The sequence below is a fragment of the Halovibrio variabilis genome (assembly GCF_007991175.1).
Lineage (GTDB): Bacteria > Pseudomonadota > Gammaproteobacteria > Pseudomonadales > Halomonadaceae > Vreelandella > Vreelandella variabilis.
The window spans coordinates 1-19,738 of sequence record NZ_BJXV01000029.1 but is presented as its reverse complement, the minus strand read 5'-3'; the positions used below and the strand labels follow the sequence as shown (position 1 = coordinate 19,738).

15 protein-coding genes and 1 pseudogene are annotated in these 19,738 nt (G+C 51.1%); 11 read left to right on the top strand and 5 right to left on the bottom strand.

Annotated elements, in window-relative coordinates:
- Nucleotides 1-49: 49 nt before the first annotated feature.
- Entirely contained in the window at nt 50-970 is a 921-nt protein-coding gene (locus HVA01_RS16810; RefSeq protein ID WP_170243541.1) for a ketopantoate reductase family protein, read from the bottom strand.
- Between the two features lie 283 nt (nt 971-1,253).
- Between HVA01_RS16810 and HVA01_RS16805 the strand changes: the two genes are divergently transcribed.
- The 7 genes from HVA01_RS16805 to HVA01_RS16775 all read left to right on the top strand — a co-directional run bounded on the left by HVA01_RS16805 (nt 1,254) and on the right by HVA01_RS16775 (nt 9,037).
- Nucleotides 1,254-1,727: a hypothetical protein gene (locus HVA01_RS16805; protein ID WP_146876562.1), complete on the top strand. Its 474-nt coding sequence runs from the start codon at nt 1,254-1,256 to the stop codon at nt 1,725-1,727.
- Entirely contained in the window at nt 1,720-2,649 is a 930-nt protein-coding gene (locus HVA01_RS16800) for a coiled-coil domain-containing protein (protein WP_146876561.1), read from the top strand. Before HVA01_RS16805 ends, HVA01_RS16800 begins: the two co-directional genes overlap by 8 nt.
- A 116-nt stretch (nt 2,650-2,765) precedes the next feature.
- Nucleotides 2,766-3,650 carry a nucleotidyltransferase domain-containing protein gene (locus HVA01_RS16795; protein WP_146876560.1) on the top strand — a complete coding sequence of 295 codons (885 nt, stop codon included), beginning with the start codon at nt 2,766-2,768 and terminating at the stop codon, nt 3,648-3,650.
- Nucleotides 3,643-4,419: a hypothetical protein gene (locus tag HVA01_RS16790; RefSeq protein ID WP_146876559.1), complete on the top strand. Its 777-nt coding sequence runs from the start codon at nt 3,643-3,645 to the stop codon at nt 4,417-4,419. Before HVA01_RS16795 ends, HVA01_RS16790 begins: the two co-directional genes overlap by 8 nt.
- 262 nt (nt 4,420-4,681) lie before the next feature.
- Nucleotides 4,682-5,678, top strand: a protein-coding gene (locus tag HVA01_RS16785) for an IS5 family transposase (protein ID WP_146876558.1) whose coding sequence is annotated in 2 segments (ribosomal slippage) — nt 4,682-5,610 and nt 5,609-5,678 — 999 coding nt in all. Because the reading frame shifts where the segments join, the coding sequence is not laid out codon by codon here.
- A 330-nt stretch (nt 5,679-6,008) separates the two neighbouring features.
- Entirely contained in the window at nt 6,009-7,247 is a 1,239-nt protein-coding gene (locus HVA01_RS16780) for a hypothetical protein (protein WP_146876557.1), read from the top strand.
- Between the two features lie 818 nt (nt 7,248-8,065).
- Nucleotides 8,066-9,037, top strand: a complete 972-nt coding sequence (locus HVA01_RS16775) for an SH3 domain-containing protein (RefSeq protein ID WP_146876556.1) — start codon at nt 8,066-8,068, stop codon at nt 9,035-9,037.
- A gap of 296 nt (nt 9,038-9,333) precedes the next feature.
- Here HVA01_RS16775 and HVA01_RS16770 read toward each other — a convergent pair whose 3' ends face one another.
- Nucleotides 9,334-11,202: a putative bifunctional diguanylate cyclase/phosphodiesterase gene (locus HVA01_RS16770; protein WP_246129698.1), complete on the bottom strand. Its 1,869-nt coding sequence runs from the start codon at nt 11,200-11,202 to the stop codon at nt 9,334-9,336.
- Nucleotides 11,203-11,464: 262 nt separating this feature from the next.
- Here HVA01_RS16770 and HVA01_RS16765 point away from each other — a divergent pair, with 262 nt between their 5' ends.
- Nucleotides 11,465-12,259, top strand: a complete 795-nt coding sequence (locus HVA01_RS16765; RefSeq protein WP_146876555.1) for a 2OG-Fe dioxygenase family protein — start codon at nt 11,465-11,467, stop codon at nt 12,257-12,259.
- A gap of 355 nt (nt 12,260-12,614) precedes the next feature.
- Nucleotides 12,615-13,367, top strand: a complete 753-nt coding sequence (locus HVA01_RS16760; protein ID WP_146876554.1) for a Crp/Fnr family transcriptional regulator — start codon at nt 12,615-12,617, stop codon at nt 13,365-13,367.
- Nucleotides 13,368-13,509: 142 nt separating this feature from the next.
- Here the strand turns inward: HVA01_RS16760 and HVA01_RS16755 are convergent, their stop codons facing one another.
- The gene (locus HVA01_RS16755; protein WP_146876553.1) at nt 13,510-15,738 is read right to left on the bottom strand and encodes a glycosyltransferase; all 2,229 of its coding nucleotides are present in this window, start codon (nt 15,736-15,738) and stop codon (nt 13,510-13,512) included.
- Nucleotides 15,739-15,913: 175 nt separating this feature from the next.
- On the opposite strand from HVA01_RS16755, the gene HVA01_RS16750 reads away from it, so the two are divergent.
- Nucleotides 15,914-16,582, top strand: coding sequence for a TVP38/TMEM64 family protein (locus HVA01_RS16750; RefSeq protein ID WP_246129696.1), 669 nt, complete (start codon nt 15,914-15,916; stop codon nt 16,580-16,582).
- Nucleotides 16,583-16,901: 319 nt separating this feature from the next.
- Nucleotides 16,902-17,987 carry a mechanosensitive ion channel family protein gene (locus tag HVA01_RS16745; RefSeq protein WP_146876551.1) on the top strand — a complete coding sequence of 362 codons (1,086 nt, stop codon included), beginning with the start codon at nt 16,902-16,904 and terminating at the stop codon, nt 17,985-17,987.
- A gap of 253 nt (nt 17,988-18,240) precedes the next feature.
- On the opposite strand, the gene HVA01_RS16740 is transcribed toward HVA01_RS16745, so the two are convergent.
- Together HVA01_RS16740 and HVA01_RS17720 are read right to left on the bottom strand one after the other, a co-directional pair.
- Nucleotides 18,241-18,774 carry an invasion associated locus B family protein gene (locus HVA01_RS16740; RefSeq protein WP_146876550.1) on the bottom strand — a complete coding sequence of 178 codons (534 nt, stop codon included), beginning with the start codon at nt 18,772-18,774 and terminating at the stop codon, nt 18,241-18,243.
- 385 nt (nt 18,775-19,159) lie between these two features.
- Nucleotides 19,160-19,738 (bottom strand): annotated as a pseudogene (locus HVA01_RS17720) (transposase); the annotation flags it as partial.

Here is a 19,738-nt window from a genome sequence, read left to right as displayed (position 1 = left end):
AAGGCCGCTTCAGCGCGCGAAAAGACAGCGAAGCTGTCTCAGAAGATGGCTAAAAACTCGCTTCAACCTCCGCCAAATCATCATCCAATCCCTGCAACACCTCAAACCCCAGCCCATGCCGCTCCGCACTCTCAATCAACGGCCCCAAAATAGCCCCGCGCTCGGTAGGCCGTTTAGCCTCCACATCTTGCAACATCGAAGCCTTATTGTTGGCGGTGCTCTCAACCACCTGCCACACCAACGTAAACCACGCTTCCTCACCCTGGCCGTTATTAGGCGGCAGAATCCCTTCGGCCATCATAATCGCCGCCACTTCCTTCACTACAGCTACCACACGGCCCGCATGTGCCTCACCACGCAACTCACCATTACGCACCCCAGCCAGCGCCACCAGAGGGTTAATCGCCGCGTTCACCGCAAGCTTCTGCCAAAGCCGCTGGCGAATATCACCCACCGCCGTAGCCGTCAGCCCAGCCAGCGTTAATGTCTGCGCAAGTTCCTCAGCTAGCTCGCCGTGTTGGTTATATAAATCACCAATAAAAGTATGCCCACGCCCCGCATGCACCACGCCATCATCGCCAGTTAAATAAGCCCCTTCAGTTGTTGTCGCGCACAACACCGGCCCCGGCCACGCCTGGGTAATCCGCGGCTGCGCCAAAAAACCGTTTTGCCACAGCACTAGCGGGGTAGAAAGGGGCATACAGCCAGTAATGCCAGCCAGCGCCGACTCAGCCATCATGGCTTTGGTAGTGACATGTAGAAAGGCGGGCGGTTCAGGCGGGGTTGATGCCAGTTGAGCTGTTGTCAGCGAGTTTAACGGCACCACACGCTGTTTGCCCTCCGGCGTGGTCAACATCTGCCGCGCAGGCAGCGCACGGCGACCGAGTAGGGTGATGGCCGATATGGGTGAAAGCGAATGGGCCAGCAGGCGGCCAATGGCCCCAGGGCCGAGTATCCAGTGGGTAGGCATCATCAAGGTCGTACTCAGCAGCAGCGTTGCCGCCAAGCTTATCGCGTTTATCGCCCATAAATGAAGGCGGTACAAAAGGTTAAATTCCAGTGACGGCAGCAATCATTATCTGGTAGTTTGAGGCTAAGGAGATTTTGAAAATTTGAGCGTGGAATGAATGAAAATAAGCGTAGATGAAAGTTGCAAGCCCCCTGGCTGGAGGGCAGTTTTCGACCCAAAGCGGACGTGTCGGGAAATACTGCTAGCAAGTTCATACGTGTTAAACATCAAGGAGTAGCCGACAGTGGATTGGCTAGGTAATCTTGCACCTGTTTTGTTGACTCTGGTTGGCGGCGGGGCCGGATGGCTTCTGAAGTCAAAACTGGAAGCCAAACGCAGAGTTGAGGAATCACTGCAAGAGGAAGCAGCTCAAATCTATCTTGAAATCTTGCTGCCTTTTGCGACTTTGTTTTCGGACTTGTCTCCGAAGAGCCAGACAGAGACGTTGGAGAAGATTAAGTCCCGCGAGTATAGGGAAAAGTCATTTAAGTTGGTGCTTGTTGGTTCTGATGAGGTGGTTTCCTCATGGAATTCCATGTGGTCAACAATATATGCTGCTGAGCGTGGAGAAGAACAAAGTACAGATATACTAATTGAATTTGGAAATGTGTTGCTGGCAATTCGTCGCAGCCTTGGGAATAGTTCCACGTCAATGTCGAACAGAGATTTGCTAAAATGGTTAATAAAAGACATTGATACGGTGAAACCTAATGTTTAAAAAGGCAGGCACAGCGACGAATTTTCCGTTGCGGCTTCGCCTCCACTACAAAGCCATGCGTGCTGGCGGCGTCAAATGTGAAAGGATCGCTATGAGAAAAACAGAGTTCAGGATGTCAACAGGCACGATTAAAGATATTGCCATCATAGCTATAATAGCAATTGTTGGATGGAAAATAATCGCAGCTGATTTTTCGTTTACGTTTGAAAATATCAGAACTAGCGACCTATTATCGCTTCTGCTTGCTCTATTTGCGATTGGCCTTTCAGTTGCACTTTTTATTAAGGCTAATGAAATAAGTAACATGTTTTACGACAACATGTATAAATTCACCAAGGACAACTCTGAATTATTAGGTCGAATGGAGTCTGGATTTGGGGAGCAGCTCAGGCATTTGGATCAAGGTTATAGCGGTTTAAGGGATAAATTTGATAAGCTACCTTTAGATTTAGGAAAAACGAGGGAAAAAGTTGAGGATGAAAAGGCTGAGGTGGTCAAGCTTAAGTCTGAAAAAGAAGAGCTTCTGAACCAGTTAGCCGAAAGAGCAAACCTTCAGGAAGAAGAAAAGCAAGAGCTATTTTCTCGACTACAGCAAAGTGAAGCGCAGTTAAATAGAGCTGAACGATTGATGAGAAGACATCAGCGCAAATTGCGGGATGCCGAGGACGCTGAAACTACAATAAATGGGGTTTTAGTTAGAGCCATAAAACATACTCAACGAAAAGTAGTGCGGCTACTCGACATTGATGATTTTGAATCTTCGGATGACGATGATATTTATAACAGCTGGATACTTATAAAAGATGAGTTGCCCAGGGTTTATCTGAAAGACTTGCGCAACGGTAGAGTGCTAGATCGGGACTTCTTGCTCACGCCAAAAGGTATTCAATTTTTCAGGGATGTGGCGGCTGAAAATATTTAAACCAGTCGCTGTAGTTCGCGACCGATGGCCGCCCTTTTTACTGCGGCTTCGCCTTCATTACAAGGTCGCCGCTAAGCTCAGCGTTACAATTTTTAGGTTTATCAAGGAGAGTTTTAGTGCCTACTCGTAGTGTGAATAAAGGGTTCCGAGATTTTCATCGTGTATTAATTCCTAGATCATATGAATCTGGAAAAGCATCCTCGCATAAGTCTTCTATAACTAGACGGCTAGAGCTGAAATTTTATTTAACGCAGTTATTTTATTCAGGTTCTGCAAACAATGGAACTAGTATATCAGGACATAGTGACGTTGATTTCTTTGCTTCGATTCCAACTAAAAAACTCAAAAATCATTCTTCATCATCTCTAAGAGAAGTCAAGGAATCGCTCCAGGTTAGATACCCAAGCACCAGCGTTTATGTTGATTCACCAGCTGTAGTCTTAGATTTTGGGTCAGGATCTTGGGATACTGCCGAAGTAATTCCTGCGGACTATTTGCGAAAAACCACTGAAAACAAAAACGTCTACCACATTCCCGATGGCAGCGGCGGATGGTTAGAATCAAGCCCAAACACTCACAATGCTTACGTAACTGCTCAAAACAATAGGCTTGGAAAGAATCTAAAACCGCTTATAAGATTCGTTAAAGCTTGGAAGTATTATAATAATGTACCTATATCCTCTTTTTATCTTGAGCTCAGAATTGCTAAGTTAATGGAAGCTGAATCGACGATAGTCTATGACATTGATGTTAACTCAATCTTAAAGAAGTTGTTTGACTGCGATCTAGCACCAATCCGAGATCCAAAAGGCATCTCCGGACTAATAAGTTCCTGTAGTAGCTACGCAAATAAAGAGACAGCTCTATCTAAGCTCCAAAGTGCTAAAATTCGTGCCCAGAAAGCACGAGAAGCTGAAAGTTCTGGCAATATTAGAGAAGCGTTTGCGTGGTGGGATAAAGTGTTTTCTGGAAAATTTCCGAGCTATTATTACTATGAATGACAATAATCAACGCATTGACGAAGTAAGCAGGTATTATGCCTCAGTACAGAAGCTGTCCTACCTATCCACTTTTTTGTTTTATGTAGGTGCCTTTTTATCTATTGCTATACCATTTTTAAATAGAGAGCAGGAGTTTTTGTCAGCTGTAGTGCCAGTTCTATTTTTTGTAACCGTACTATCGCATGCGGTTATCGTTAGTGCGAATTCGTATTATTTTATTCCTTTTGCTGAGCGCCAGAGAAGGAAGCAGCTTTTGTCGAATTCTTTAGGAATACCTTTAACTATTGAGGAAACCAATAAATATTACAACAACAGGTTAGAGCCCAATATATTAAAGTTGGGTGCCAATTTGATGGAAAATGCTTTTTTTGGGAAACATATATGTGAACGAATGCTCTTTGGAGAGCGGATAAAGATCTTCTTCTATGGGGCTGTTTGGCTGTCTGTCACAATTTATAGGGGCAGTGACCTGGGTGTGGTTCTGGCACTATCGCATCTATTGTTTGCAAGTGAAATTATACTTAACTGGATAAAGTTAGAGATCCTCCGGATTAGGAATGAAAGAGTATATGAGTCACTATATTCACTTTATCTTGGCCAACCTCAAACCCCTGTGCCCCTGGTTGAAGCAGGAGTATTAGACGCATTCGCCGAATATGAGGCAGCCAAAGCCAGTGCTGCTGTAAAGCTATCGACCAAAGTTTTCAATAAAATGAATGATGAACTCACTCAGAAATGGGAAAGAGTAAGATCAAATCTTAAAGTCTAGAAGTTCTAAAAATTGCAGGCTGTGCGACGATTTAGTCGTTGCTCCTTCGTCACAACAACCAAACCGCGCCTCTGCAGGCATTAAAGTGCTATATCAGTTGCTCCTAAAAGGCCGCTTCTGGCCGATTGAAGAATCTTAGCCTATCTTGATAAAAAGATTTGAGAAAAAAGAACTAAGGAAACGCTGCATAAATACGGTCGTCGATACCTAAGTGCTGTCGACAGGGTAAAATAAGGTTATCCACTGTCAGACGGAATTTCCGATGAAGCAGATCTCGTTTGCTCAGGCTGAGCACCAGAACAAGAAGAAGGTCACTCGCCGGGAGCGGTTCCTGGCACATGTGGATGCCTTAATACCATGGCAGCGTCTGATCGAGGCGTTGTCGCCGTCTTACTTCCCTAAATCGGCGGGCAAGCGCGGTCGGCCACCGATCGGTCTGGAACGGATGTTGCGAGTCTATTTCCTGCAGCAATGGTACGGCCTGGCCTACGAAGCGCTCGAGGATGCCATTTATGACAGCCAGGCCATGCGTGATTTCATCGGTATCGACCTTGCTATCGAAAGTGTTCCCGACGCGACCACATTGCTTCGCTTTCGCCACCTGCTGGAGAAGCATGCTCTTACCCAACGGATCTTCGAAGAGATCAACGCCAGCCTAACTGAACAGAGTCTGTTCATGCGCGAGGGTACTATCTTTGATGCCACCATTGTGGCGGCGTCGCCTTCCACCAAGAACAAAGCCAAGCAACGTGATCCTGAGATGAAGCAAACCCGGAAGGGAAATCAATGGTTCTTCGGGATGAAGGCCCATATAGGCAACGATGCTGTGACTGGGCTGACCCACAGTGTGGTCGCCACCTCGGCTAATGTCGCCGATGTCACCATGGCGGGGCATCTGGTCCGAGAGGATGACAAACGGATATACGGCGACGCGGGGTATCTCGACATGGGGAAATATCTGGGTGAAGATACGCAGGATCCGGAAACACGGTGCTGTGCCGCTGTCAGACGCGGCACGATTAAGAAAATGGAAGACAGCCGGAAGAAAACGCTGCTGCTGGCCTTCGAAAAGACCAAAGCTAGTATCCGCGCCAAGGTCGAGCATCCGTTTCATATCATCAAGAACCTGTTTGGCTATCGCAAGGTTCGCTACAAGGGGCTGACCAAGAACCAAGCGCAGTTGTTCAGCATTTGCATTGGCCAACCTGGTGCTGGCTGGACGATGCCAAAAACACGCTCATGGGGTTAGTATGTCTTGAATCTGGCCTGGCAGCCGGACAATACGGCTACCTGGTAAAAATTCCATCGACAGTGACTAAATAGTGATCGCGGAGACAACACTCAGGCCACATTGACCGCTTCAGTTGCCCGGGGATGAATTGATCAGCGTTTCCCTAAAGCGGCCACTCCGATAGAACCACAGGCGCGTGATTGGTTTTGTGCTGAGCAGTACTGAATAAATTTAAATTTCAGTAAGTTAGTAAGAAAAGCGAAGTACGTATTACAAGTGAGCTTGAGCCTAGTATCAGAATGTGCAAACCAAGTGGACTGAGCTGCTTTATCCAATCCTGGGTGATGAGGAAAAGTTAATGAAAACTTGTCCTAATCCGATCGATATTATTGAAAAATATTTTAACATTGAACTTAGGACTGAATCCCTTGAAGAGTTCGATGGCATAGATTCCGAGCAATGGATTGACTTTTCCAAAACATATCTCAAAGTGATGGAGAGTGGTTTTGCTAGTGCTTACCTTGATGAGCAAGTATCTCCGGCCCATAAGGTAAGGATTTACTTTGAGCCTACACTCAAGCACGACTGGGCAAAAAAACTGGAAGAACGTTTTGCCGAAACGCCGCTACTTGGCTATAGAGCTTTTCTTCCTAAAGATCCTCGAATTACCCGAGCCGTGGTTTCTGAGTTTCTGAATCCATTAAAGAAACATCTGCTGTTGGCGGACTCAGTATTCATACCAGATAATTTCTACCGTAGTTTCGATATGGTCGCAGACTCGGTCAGTCGAGATTCTTGGCGGAACAATCCAAACACGGTGCGTCTTGTTAAAGACAGTATTGCTAGAATAAGAGCCTATCTTCCCATACTGGCCGAACTGCGCGATTTTATTCGATGCAATGCGCTTGTGTTCATGCCGTATTACATCACCCCAACATTTCCGTATGCCAATGTTCCGCGCAAACTCAAAGACCGGATTGATCGTTTGCGAGTCATTGATCCCACCGGGGAAATATGGGGTAGCGGTTTTTCTACAAACGAGTTCAACAAGGTACTTGTTCCGTGGCTCAATGCCCGCCTCTTGGGCCTAGATCCTGTTTTCCTCACCGACACGATGGCAAGGGTCGCAGGGACGCTGTGCTTTGACGACGATGCGATTTCATCCCCAGCGAGTGACTTACTCTCTGTTAGGATCTTACCCTTTGGCGGAGCAAGCGAGATAGATTTGGACATGCTTTGGAGTATGCGCAGTAATGAATCAGTTTTCTCACATGTCCGTCGGTTAACTGCTCAGTGCAAAGAACACTTAGAGGATAACCTCGGGCCAGGATCGACCCAAAGGGCCACTGAAGCATTGAGTAGGCAGTTCCTACAAGATCACCTCGCGTCTTTACGCACGGAGAGAGTTATATCCCTCGCGAATAAGCCGTGTGTAGGACTGACATGGAGAATTGGACTCGCTGTCACAACGGTTGGCACTTCCGAAATCATCAGTGCAGCTGCATCAAGCTTTCTGGATACGAGTATCGGTAAAGCTGTCCTTTCCCGACTATCCCCCGAACGTAGAGCAATTTCCTACCTAAATGCTGCATTATAAACGGTCTTAAGATCGCACCGCACTGCGTGTAATAGCAGGCGGACCTCGGACGGCATTTATTTCGCGCGGGTGGGCTTCTGCTCAGTTCCAATTAGCTGCTTCTTTACCCTACTGCGGCTAAGTTAGCCATTGTCGGATGCACAAAGGCATTACATCAGAGCCCACTTAAATTCTGCACTTGGCCGAAACTGTAGTGGCATAGTGAATTTGACCAGCGTGAGTCACTCCAAACGTTTTCACACAGCCTCGGCCGCAAGAGAAAATCTAGACTATGCTGATAAGGTAGCTGGCGACTCGAAGGGAAGTGTTGGAAATGCAGCCGGCACGTTCCTCCATTTTATGCTGCCAAGCTATGTTTATTTTTCTAGGATTCATAGAGTTATGATATAGGGTGCGCGCGTTCATTGACTTGAACTCACCGGCACGATAACTCAACAGTAGAGCATGCGGTCTAATCATTGTTAAACCCAAGGTTTGCTCATGGCGAAGTTCATATCAATCACCATGTCGGTTTTGGCGCTGGTCATTTCGGCGACAATGTCGTGGTTGACGCTCTTTCGGCGAGGCACGGTCCGAATGACGCAGCCTACCTTCGTATACTTTGGTTCAAATGCACCTCTAACACCAAGTGAGAAAAGAGATAAAAGACACCCACTTTCTTTATCCCTTCTTATGATCGCCTGCACGCGCAAGCACCGTAGGGCTTTGCCTACCAGCCAGGCGATGGGCAGCAGAATGTATCTGTAGCGAAGCTACGGGCGGCCGGGGCCGCAAGTGTGGTAAGAAATTGGATATCCTTTATTTTTAAGGGGGTAATTATGAGTAAAACGAAGGTGTTTTCTATATTCTTGGGAGGGGTTGGTGGAATTTCTCCCCATCTGGTAAATCGGGCAAGCATACTCATGCGTCCTGAGTCGGCTAATGAAATTAGTACCATAGTTACTATTGGCTATATTGTTGGATTGGCTATTATAGCATTTTTGGGTGCAGTTATAGTGACTGCATTTAAGGAGTCTGATAGTAGAAAAGCATTTTTCTTGGGAATAAGTGCTCCCGCATTGATTACCATAGCTGCTTCGGAAAGTGCTGGTAATAAGGTAGGTCATCATACAGAGATTAATGCGCTATCTGGGGCGAGGTATGGAGTAATAAGTTATGCTTTTTCTTCAGAAAGAGATATGCGAGAGAGGGTGGAAGTTCCTGGAAGGTTTATAGAGGTTTTTGCAGTAAAGGATTCTGAACTCTTCTCAGTTATGTTTTATGACTTAGAAAAGTCACCGATACAAGAGGTAGCCCTTAATGATAAAGGTTTTGGGTTGGTTTCTGTTCCATTGAGTGCTGAGCTTTTAACCTTCAAGAAAGATCGACAAGAGTCTGACCCTATTGTTCTCTCGACTGATTCGGGGGATATGACTGCATTCCTAGTGTCAGTAACAGGGGAGAGAGAATATGGATTTCTTTCTGCTTTTGGTCAAGCCCCTAGAATTACATATTCATTTGATGTGGTTTCTGAGGAAATATCACGAGCAAGCGTGGGAGATAAGGGGTGGAGTTATGCTGGAAAGTTTTCTGGGGAGAAGTGGTTGGGGCGATTTTTTAGCTTCGGAGAAAATGATCTTCCTGCGGAGGGAGATGAAGTGTCTATTTTGTATCCTGTGAATCTCAGAAATGGTCCTAGTGTAAGTGATAATTCTATTGGACAACTTAGGCTGAATCAGAAAGTAACTGTCTTGGATTCTTTTTCATCTGATAGTGAGAATTATTGGATTGAAGCCGAGGTGCTTGAATGAAGAAGAAATTGGGGGAAGTCCAACAATCCACTATTCTGATTACTTTTGATGATCGCCTGTTCGCCCAGTAGCTATAGGGACGACGACGGCTACTGCCTTGCGGCTTCGCCTCCATCCCGAAGCCACGCGTGCTATTGGTGCTATATCAGACTAAATTGAAAGTCCGCTCTTGGCCGATAACGGCAATCCAGCTAGGGCCACAGTGTCAGCCCCAGCAATCAATGAGCATCGGGGTCGTTCACAAGTTCTCCAGGTCATGGCAACCCCGGGCATTGTACGTCAAATCACGACGAGGCTCAGCTCGACAGCCCTTCGGGACCAGGCACGAAACCGCCCAGCAGGCGGTCGATTTCCTTGGCAGGCATTGGACGGTAGAAGAAGAACCCCTGGATGAGGTCGCAATGCATTTCGCGAAGCAGTGACAACTGTTCGGCGTTCTCGACGCCCTCGGCCACCACCTCCAATCCCAACCGATGACCGATGAAGATGGCACCCTCCATGATGGCCCTATCCTTCGGCTGTGTGGGAGCGTCGTGGATGAAGGAGCCATCGATCTTAAGGGCGGTGGCTGGAAAGTGCTTGAGATAGCTCAGGGAGGAATAGCCCGTCCCGAAGTCGTCGATAGCAATATGAAAACCGCGATGATAGAGGCGCCGCAGGTCCTCGAGGACGGTCTCGTCGGCTTCGATCAGGACATTCTCGGTCAATTCGATGCCGATATCCCGCGGGCCTAAGCCGTGACGCTGCAGCGAGTCCTCGAAGCTCTTGAGGGCATCGGGACGCACCAGTTGACGACCCGAGACATTAATGTCGATGCGGTGCTCATGAAATCCCTTGGCACGCCATTCCACCTGCTGGCGGCAAGCCTCTTCGATGACCCAGTCGCCCAGACGATGGATCACACCGGAACGCTCGGCCAGCGGGATAAACTCGGCAGGCGAGATCGGTGGGCCCTCGGCAGGCTCCCAGCGTAACAAGGCCTCGAGATTCTCTATTCGCCCACTGGCCGCCGAGACCTGGGGCTGGTAGTGGAGAGAGAATTCACCGTTATCCAGGGCTTCCTCGAGTCGTGCCGAGAGATAGTGCTGTCGAACCAGCTCATCATGGAGCTTCTGTTGGAAGAAACGTACAGCACCCCGACCCTCCAGTTTGGCACGATTCTTGGCAACATCGGCATTACGGATCAATTCGCGTGACGATTCACCATTCTCGGGAAAGAGCGCCACGCCCAGGCAGGCCGTGACCTGATGCTCCCGACCATCCAAGACGAAAGGTTCCCGAAAGACATTCTGGACATGACGAACGACCCGTCTGACATCGGGGTCCAAGTGGACGCCGGGGAAGGCCAGCACGAACTCATCACTAGAGACACGGGACACCAGGTCAGTGACTCGCTGGCACTCTCTCATTCGCCGAGTCAGCTCAATGAGCAGGCGATCGCCCTGATCATAGCCAAGGGCATCATTGATTTCGACGAAGTGATCGATGTCCAGGTAGATGGTTGCCAGGCCATTGCCCTGGCGTCGACAGGAATCCAACAGGCTGTCCAGGTCTATCTCGAAGGTCTGGCGGTTAGGGAGATGGGTGAGCCTGTCGAAACGGGTGGCGAATTCCAGGTCACGGTGGGCGCGCTTCTGGTCGGAAAGATCGACATCCACGCAGAACATCAAGGGTGAGTCGGTATGCTCATTGAGCATCAGATGCTGCGAAAAGACCGATACCAGTTCACCGGTTTTGTGCTTGAGCTCAAGTTCCTCGGCGGGTATATCGACGCCTTCTTTGATCCAGGCACGATGCGCTTGGATCACCCCGTCACGCATGAAGGCAGGAATGATCAGATCTTCCAGTAACTGTCCCTGGGCTTCCTCAGCGGTATAGCCATAGAGACGAGTGCTACCCTCATTCCAGTAAATCACTCGCCGATCGCGATCATACCCCTGAACCGCCACCTTCGGCAGACTCTCCAACAGGGCGCGGAATCGCTGCTCACTCTCCAGATATTGGCGGCGTACTAACGCGACTTCTTCCCTGCCAGCATCATGCGAATCGATGCCATCCGTTGCAGGTGTCTTTGACACCCCCAGCACGAGCGCACCGGAAAACTCTCTGCGGTTCTCCTTCAGGCGTTTCGGATCTCTGTGATGTCGGGAGTCGCTGGCAGTCATGGGATCCACTAAAAGAAAAAACACTGTCAAGAGCTATCATAATGGCAACAATAGGCACTTTGTTGTGATTATCCTACACCTATTTGTAGGAGATACCCTACATATCCGCCATCAGCGATCTGATCCTGTTTTCAAAAAAACCATTCTTTTTTATTACATTTATTGACATATGCTTGCAAATCTTTTCATTTGCCTCCTGTTGATCGCGTGTTTACACCGGCAACACCGGGCCATTCCGCCCAGTTAACAGGAGAATACCAACATGAAACTCGATACCCTCAAGCACGGTTTCGACCTCACCTCCATGCCTGCCGATTCACTCGCCGATTATTGGAATCCGGGAGTGACCGAGGCGCTGAGGCATCAGGATTGGGCGAAAACCGATATCCGGGAGCGAATCGATCTGACCGCCTGGCAGGGGTTTACCGCTGACCTGCCGCGCGATCCCTATGTTAACCAGCGATGGAAGCGGATGTCATGGCTCGCCCTGAATGATCAGGGAGGTGTCGAGGATATGGGCCAATGCCCCATGGCCCAGGGAGGGTCCTTCAACGACGCGGAAAGCATGGCGGATCGTCTGCGGTACTATGATCCGCTGACTCGGGAATTCATGGCACGCCCCGATGTGAAAGCCTTCGTTCGCGCCTGGGCAAGGCTGTGGAGTATCGGTGCGCACGAACCCATTCTGATGCAGATCACCGGGGTACGTGGAGAAGGCAACATCGACCCCCTTCAGGGACAGGGAATTCATGCCGATGGCTGCAATGCCCTAAGCATTCTGGTCATCAATCGGGAAAACGTGGCGGGTGCCGAAAACCACCTCTACGCAGACAAGGCTGGCACGCAACCCTTGGTCGATATCACCCTGGATCCGGGTGATATCCTTCATCTGCGCGATGACCGGCTATTCCACAGTGTCGACGGGATCGAACAGCTCGACAGCAAGGCACCCTTCGAGCGGTTCATCATCATCATCAACAGCCGCTTCGTGGACGACTTCCAGAACCGGATGTTGCGTCGCCACTTCCCGGAAGCGGTCCTCTTTGAGAGCGACTGACACTCTCGGTAAATTGAGAACCTAGCAAAACCAACGCCCCCGGAATTCCGGGGGCGTTTTGGTTGTGCGCGAGGCATGGCGCGCAGCGCCTGACGCAGCGTGTCCGCGAGATCCTCAAGCGTGGCAGAGGGCGCAACATCCGACGAGTATGAGATATTTTATTTTTTTACTCCGCTTAGCGACGGTTAGGCTGACCTAGTCTCAAGCGCAGTTCAAAACGATCCTTCCTGACTGGCTCTCAGTAAGGGTTCGCACAACTGTTTGATAAAGCATTATCCATAACATACGTTAAGTCACCGATGTAAGCATGTGTTTTAGAATGCGGCTAAAAATCGTCAGCCTGAGAGGTAATAGAGTGGCGCTCCTCGATACAGTAGTGATGCGGGGTCTTACCGTCCAAGGGGTGCTTTCTCCTGAAGACAGGGCGCTGTTGCTGGGCCTTGAACTCAACCCACGGCACATATCAGCCAACGAAGAGCTATGGCAGGAGCGCGCAGATGCTGATATGTTCTGCGTGGTCAAGGAAGGGTGGGCATACTCCTATCGCAACTTGAGAAATGGGTCTAAGCAGATCCTCAAGTTCTACCTCCCGGGCGATATCATCGGCATGCGCGATTTTGGCTTCACCCGCCGACTGTCAAGTGCGGCGATGATTAACCAGGGTGTGATCTATCCGTTCTCCTATCAGCAGCTTTTTGAACTCTTCGGGCGTTCGAGCCTAGCCGTCGGCATCATGGCCACAGCGATGCGTCAGCAAGCGCTACTCTCCGAGCGGCTAATCTATCTCGGGCAGTATGCTGCCCACGAGCGATTGGCCCACTTTCTCTACGAAATCTACCTTCGACTCAAGCGGATCGAGGCCGTGGAGGATAATAGTTTCCTCATGCCGCTTACTCAGCAGCTGATCAGCGACGCGCTGGGGATGAGCCCAGTACACGTAAGCCGAACCTTTTCGATGCTACGTGAGGAGGGGCTAGTAATCAGAGACCGACAGCATGTGAAGTTGCCTGACCCCGAGGCGTTGGCGCGGCTAGTCGAGTTCAATGACAGCTATATCGATGAACTCCTTCCTCTCACGTTTGCTGAACTTCTACGAGCTAGCCCGTAAAATGATGATCGGAAACCAAGTCGTACGCTGACTCCGAAAACGCGATAAGGCTCCCTAGTGGCTCTGCCAGTAGCGCCTTGGCGACACGTTTCTCCGCCCGCGCAATACCACAACGGTGGGTGGGGTAGTCGACACAAGAGTATTAATCAGCGCGCTTCTTACGCCGTGCCTCGATAACGTGGCGGTACACGCGCAGTACCTGTGAGGCAAATTTCTCGATGCGATGCTCCGCAGCGGAGCCTGACGCTTGACCGCTCATGCGCGCTTTAAGCGCATCATCGCTGAGCAGGGTATCAATGCGCTGACTCCAGGCTTGAGGGTCGGGAGCGGTCTTATAGCCATTAGCCCCGTGCTGGACGATATCCTCAATGCCGCTTGAGCGAATCACCACCACCGGCAGCCCTACCGCCATGGCTTCCAGCACGACCATGCCCTGGGTTTCGGAGCGTGATGCGAAGACAAAAAGCTCGGCCAGATGGCAGTATGACGCCACCTCGTCGGGCGGAACGGCGCCAACCAGCGTGACATACTCGCTAAGCCCTAACGCTTCGATACGCGCCTGAAGTCGTTCGTGTTCGTTGCCCTCGCCAAGCAGTAACAAATGAAAATCATGGGTGCTGTTATCACGCAACAGCACCAATCCATCAAGCATAAAATCGATGTTCTTCTCTTTGCTCAAGCGTGAAATAGATATCAGCACACGCTTTCCCTCAAGCCGATAGCGCTGGCGAAGTGTATCGAGCGCAGCACTATCAGCGCCTGCAAAACGTGCGTACTCAATGCCGGTTGGTTGGACAAAAACCGGTTGTTTCACCCCAATGATACGCAGGTACTCTTCGGCGGAACTGGTGGGCACAATCACTGCGTCGCAGCCGTTGGCAAAGCGCTTGACCAGCGCATGGGAGATCAAATTGCGAAACAACGGCCCTGGCAGTGGCACATAGTGGGCGTAATGCTCCAGGCGTGTGTGGTAGGTGTAAATCACCGGCACCCGTAATAACCGGCCCAAAAGCTGACCGGCGCGACCGACCCAGAACGGATGGTGAACATGAATCACCTGTGGCGCAAAGGCGCGCACGCGCTTAAGCAGACGCCAAGAGAAAATGTTCGCCAGACGAAACTCTTTGTGGCGGCCCAGCGGCAAAAGCGGGGCCAGGCGCAGCACATCGGCTTCTTCGTCGGACTGCTGGGGGTAGCGCGGAGCGACGATCAGCACGCTGTTATCAAGCTCGGTGAGGCCACGTTTTAAGCGCTCAATGGAGATCGGCACGCCGCCAATAAAGGGCAGGTAGTTATTAGTGAACATGGCCACCCGAAGCGGCGTGCCAGTGCCAGCGTCCGGGTCGATATCGAAATCGGGGTAGTAATCTTGATCGGTGAAGATCCGGTTGTGCAGCCAGAGCGCGATGGCAATGAACGTGGAAACGATCAAGATAAAATTCAGGTAGCTGACATAAAACAGTGAGTAGATAAAAAACCACAAACTCTCCAACGTACGCCAGACCGGGTGTTGGCCGATATCCAAGCGCTGTTCGTTGATCTGAACAGTCTCACCGTCGACGCTGACCGAGACAAAGTGGTGGTAGCTCTCGGCATCATTGAGCACTAGCCCACCGGCGCCGCCGGTGACAATGTAGTCCGTGTCGCCGTGCTGTTGGCGATCAAAAAGCGGCACCTGGGAGGAAAATACCGCATCGACCCCGGCCTGCTCGATCAGACGAGTGAACGTTTGGCGTGCGGGGTGCTCAAGGTGGTAGTCGTCGTTATCTTTCAGACCGAAAAGCCCTGAGCGATCCACCGGGTAGAGCGGGTGAGCGCTGAATAGAAACTGATTTGGTTCATGCGCTGGGGCGAGCACTTCCTTAAGCCAGCGCGTTTGCCAGCCGAAATCGGTGGTGCCGGTGCTGTCGAGAAAGGTGAAGCGGCTTTTTCCTGCGGCAAAACTAAAGTGATAGGGGCCGAAGTGGTCGTAAAAGCGAAAGCCACCCAGTCGGCTTTCCTCGTGGGGGCCGAAGGTCAACAGGTACGGCATTTCCAAATAATTGAGGGTGCCAAACAGCGCACGGTATTTGTCCTCGCCGCCGCTGGCGACGGCATTACCTGCCGAAATGACAAAGTCATAGCCTTCGCGATTGAGGCGCGGGATAATTTTGCGCTCAAAAATGCCCACCGAGTTGTTAATGTTGCCCAGCACGGCAAAACGATACGTCTCACGCTCAGCCAGCATCGTCTCAATGGCGTTGACCTGTGTGGCGTGGTCGCTGGTAAAATCCTGTTCAAAAAAATTGAGGTAAGCTTTGTAACCCAACAGCGTGGCAATGAGGGCAAGGTTAAGATAAAAAAACCACGATATGAGTTGCTGGCGGGACACTCGGCGCGTCTCCTAGACAGGGGTTTGTAGACAGAGTTTTGTAGACCGGGGTTTGGCAATAATAGGGGCAATAAGCTGCCACAAACGGATGCCCACGTCGACACTGCTATTTTATTTGCCACGTTATTTAACCAGCATTTGGCGTAAACAGGAGACAAAGCGGATGGTGCGTTCCATGACAATAGCGCTAAGTGTTTTAGCGGGTCTGCTAGCGCTCGGTGGGCTGTGGCAATGGCTGACGGTCAATGACATGGTCACGGTGGAGAGTGTCCGTGCGTGGGTTGCAGCCTCACCCCAATGGCGAGATTCGTCGTGGGCGTTTGTGCTGGTAACGGCTGTCTATGTGGCCGCACTTTTGGTTATGTTTCCGCTGAGTATTCTGGTGGCGGTCACCGGTTTGATTTTCGGCCCGGTGTGGGGGTTCGTTTATGCCACACTCGGGACATTGGCGTCATCAGCGGTGTCGTACGCTGTAGGGCACCGCCTGGGGCGCGATGCGCTGATGAACTACGGCGGCAAACACATGAAAGGGCTTTCGCGCTACCTTTCCCGGCGAGGCATCCGCGCAATGACAGTGATTAACCTGCTGCCGTTGGCGCCTTTCACCCTGACCAATATGATGGCCGGCGCTTTTCACATCAAGTTTCGCGATTATATGATTGGTTCAACCTTGGGTATTTTGCCGGGGCTGGTAGGGGTCACGCTACTGGGCAGCCAGCTTGGTGCGCTTGCCACCGCCAGTGACCGCCGCGATGTCCTGTTGGCGCTGGCCGGTCTAGGGATTGGCGTCTTGCTGTTATTTGCACTGCGCCAACACTCCCAGCGAAAAACGCGTGAGCGTTAGTGGATTGCCTGTGCGTAGCTGAGACAGCGGTAAGCGGCAGCTCCCAGAGTTTCTCTCTACTCACACCGCCCATGAATCTCGTATCAAGGCGCTCAAAAAGTAACCTATCAGGATGCCTCTCACGCAGACTGTTCCAGGTAGTGGCAGGCAGGGCCGTCAATCACTTGGAGCTCGGTACTAAGCAATAAAGTTCGACGCAAATATTAGTCATATAGGGTGGCCCAAAAACAAAAAATATTGGACTCCCATACCACTAAGAATGCCGAGCCGCCTATTTTAGGTTGTTCGGAATGGAATCACCATCGACAAGGAAAGTGCAATGCTGAAAACGTTGGAAGCGGATTTACAGGCCTGGATGTTGCCGGGCATTTCGGCGTTGCTTGCTGTGATAGCCAGTTACACCCTCTACCGGCTGACGCTAGCGGTGATCCAGCACTTTTCGAAACGGCGAACCGTCCCCCGCCTGTTTCTGGACGCGGCTGCCAAGGCGCTGGGCTTGGTCACCAGCCTGCTGGTACTCAGGGCTGCGCTCAATGGCGCTCCGGATGACCTGCTGCTCTTGGTGCCGTTGAAGCAGGTAGTCACATTGCTATTGATTCTGTCCCTGACGTGGGCAGCTGTTCGCCTGACCTCAGTCATTGGCGACGTTATTGTGTTGCTGAATCCGGTATTGGAAGGACAGTGGAGACGGGCCCGCAAAGTAGAGACACAAACACGCTTCCTGGTCCGTTGCCTGAATGTCCTCGTTATCATCTTGGGCATTGGTGCCGCGCTGATGACCTTCGAGCCGGTACAGCAAGTGGGCGCTAGTCTGCTGGCGTCCGCAGGTGTTGGCGGCATTATCCTGGGTTTTGCTGCACGGCCGGTATTCAGTAACCTGTTGGCGGGCATTCAGATTGCGCTCACCCAGCCGTTCCGCATTGATGATGTGCTGTACGTGCAGGATGAGTGGTGCTGGGTCGAGGCAGTGACCGCAACCTATGTAGTCCTGCGGGTGTGGGACCAGCGTCGACTTATAGTACCGTTGCAGTGGTTTATTGAGCATCCTTTTCAGAACTGGTCGCGGAATACGACGGATTTGCAGGGGACGGTCTTTATCTGGGTTGATTACACCATGCCCATCGAGCCACTGCGCCAGGAGTTCTTGCGCTTGCTGAACACGATGAGGCAGTGGGATGGCAAAGTGGCGACTGTTCAGATTACCGACTCCAATGATCACGCGCTGCAGGTCCGCTTCCTTATGAGTGCACCTAACTCCAGCCAGAACTGGGATCTGCGATGCGCTATCCGTGAGGGGCTGGTGACGTTTATACAGCAGCATTATCCCTCGCAACTGCCCCGCCTGCGTGCGCGATTGGTGGAGACTTCTCCGGAGTTTGAGGACAATGCCAAACAACCTGGATGACCTTCAAAGAGAACTGCTTGATGTATCTGGGCTTGGACGCCGATTCCAATCTGGCAACCGAAAAAAGCCGTAGTGCTGTCGCCGGACTTTGAATCGCCCCGAGATTTGTAGACACCACCTGATCTTATAATTGTGGTGTAAGACCAGCCTGCGTACGCAGATAGATGGTCACTAACAGCAGATCGTCGAACGAGAAGGCCGTGAGCGCCAAGGAACTCTATAGTCGGCCTTCGTCGGGAAAGGCTCCCTAAGATCAGGGAGCGATGCGGGTACTGGCGTCGGTAAAGCCGATCAGCGAAATATCTAGGTCCATGCGGTCACCGCGTGGACCAATCATGCTGAGGGTTGCCGTAGTGCCACTGCGGAGTTGCTGCAACATCGACGGTTCAATGGGGACGTCAGCACGGCACCCTTGCGCCTGGCAGACCTGATAGGGAAACTGGATTAGTTCACCGTTATCCACGCTTAATTGCAAGCCCGCAGCCAAACGTACCCCCAGCGGCACGAAGAAGCTCATCACCGGGTCATCAATCTGGGGCGGATGGTTGAGAATTACCTGCATCAAGGGCTGGTCGCTGCCAGGTTGAGTGACCAATTGCGACATCGCACAAGGAGCAGGGCCCTCTGCGTTACGCTGGCAACGGACCTCCCAGTCCTGGAACGACTCGGTGTTGACATCATTACCGGAAGCCGACCCCGGTTGTTGTTGGCTGAAGGCGTTGGGAGACAACACCAAGATCGATAATAGCCCCAACCTGCATAGGTTTTGAGTAAGAGAGTGCGGCATTGGCGTAACCTCCTGTTGGTTCGCTGATAGTGGATAATAATACTCACCATGCCTGCTTGTTCGCTTGAGGTCGAGCCCCTTGGGTTACGAGAGTGTGATTGGGCGGTTTACCTTCCTCTTCACCCAGTCTTCCTGAGCGCTTTTTATTTAGCTCCACATAACCCGCCTAATTCATCACGGCAGCGGTAGCGCCATTTTTTAGCGCTTTACGATTACGTGATGGGCGCTTTGTGGCTATCTGACGTCTTCCCAGCGCGCGCACAATGCGATGTCGTTATGCTGCCCCTGTTTTTATCGCTTTTCTTAATTAATAACAGCCACTTATCCATAGTGTGTTCTCGGCTATTCGCCGATTACTGCTCTTACACCATCGAACTTGCTAACCTTAGTCTGGCAGCGGTCGCAGTCGTCGAATACCCGCTAACAGGCGTGGCCACCATTTATCAGCCGCGACTCCCAAGCGCATTCGGATTTGCCGAGCGTGCGTGGTAAAGGTCGCCGCCACTTTCAACACCTGTTCGCGCAGTTTCATCAGGCTCCAGCCATGCCCGGTATGTCGCTCCATCAAGCAGCGCACGCTGTGCAGCACCTGGTAAGCAGTGAGGCTCAGCAACAGGTTAACTTGGTTGTGCGCTATGACGTCCTGCACCGTTAAGTGCCCTCAATCGGCCGAAGACAAATGTAGATCAAGGGCTGATTTGAGTTCGCCCATGTGGGCTTCCGCCTTGCCGCGCTTGCGATAAAGGGCCAGGACCTTCGGTGGTCGCCCGGGCGGCTAGGGTGCCGCCAGTGTCAGCAACGTTTTATTGCTCTTTAACCGCCCAGATCGGCGATATCCTTTGAGTCGAGCGCGCGTAGCGTTTCGCCATCGGTGAAGCCCGCATCCAGACGGACACGGAACTGATCCACGTCGCAATGGGTGCCTTCCATCAGGCGCTGAACGAGGTGAGGGATCCAGGTATCC